Raw genomic sequence first — 939 nt, 5'->3', positions numbered from 1 at the left:
CTAACAGTCCAACCTGAACCTCAACTCCGGCTTCACGTAGCATTTGGATGCCACGTCCAGCCACTTTTGGATTCGGATCTTCCATCGCACACACTACTCGCGCCACTTTGGCTTTTATCAATCCTTCAGCGCAAGGTGGCGTGCGTCCGTAGTGGGAGCACGGTTCAAGGGTAACGTATGCCGTTGCACCTTCGGCTTTATCACCAGCCATACGCATCGCGTGCACTTCAGCATGCGGCTCTCCAGCGCGATGATGATAACCTTCACCAATGATCACGCCATCATGAACAATTACGCAACCGACGTTCGGGTTTGGAGCCGTCGTATAAATGCCGCGTCGAGCTAACTTGAGCGCACGCGACATCATTGAAAAATCTTGAGGAGAAAATGGAGATGCAGAAGTGTGTTGAGGCATGATTTAATCAGTCTTCAAGGCGGGCAATTTCTTCGCCGAATTCACGAATATCTTCAAAGCTACGATAAACCGATGCAAAACGGATGTAAGCCACTTTGTCGAGCTCTTTAAGCTGATCCATAACCAAGTTACCAATCATTTGGCTCGGTACTTCACGCTCGCCAGTTGCGCGGAGCTGCGACTTAATCATACTGATTGCAAGCTCGATAGAGTCGGCACTTACCGGACGTTTCTCTAATGCGCGCTGAATGCCACCGACCATTTTATCTTCATCGAATGGTTCACGATTGCCATTCGACTTAATGACTTTAGGCATGACCAATTCTGCCGTTTCAAACGTAGTAAAACGTTCACTACAGGCTAAACACTGGCGGCGGCGACGGACTTGATGACCATCCGCAACCAATCGGGAATCAATTACTTTTGTATCGTTCTCTGAACAAAAAGGACAATGCATATCACCTCCAAATAACGTGCCTTTGGGGCCGTCCCAAAAGCCAGACTAGTGTAGCGGAATTGATATG

At 48.7% G+C, this 939-nt stretch carries 2 protein-coding genes; both read right to left on the bottom strand.

The genetic code is table 11. The features are described from left to right. Positions 1 to 415: bifunctional diaminohydroxyphosphoribosylaminopyrimidine deaminase/5-amino-6-(5-phosphoribosylamino)uracil reductase RibD (ribD, locus tag R7R78_RS24815; protein WP_225474458.1), on the bottom strand; the 415-nt coding region annotated here is incomplete at its 3' end. 7 nt (positions 416 to 422) lie between these two features. Further along, on the bottom strand, positions 423 to 872 hold the full coding sequence (gene nrdR, locus R7R78_RS24810) for a transcriptional regulator NrdR (RefSeq protein WP_005482986.1): 450 nt from the start codon (positions 870 to 872) through the stop codon (positions 423 to 425). Positions 873 to 939 lie beyond the last annotated feature (67 nt).

It is taken from the genome of Vibrio sp. 2134-1, assembly GCF_033339495.1.
This window is presented reverse-complemented; position numbering and strand designations above follow the sequence as displayed.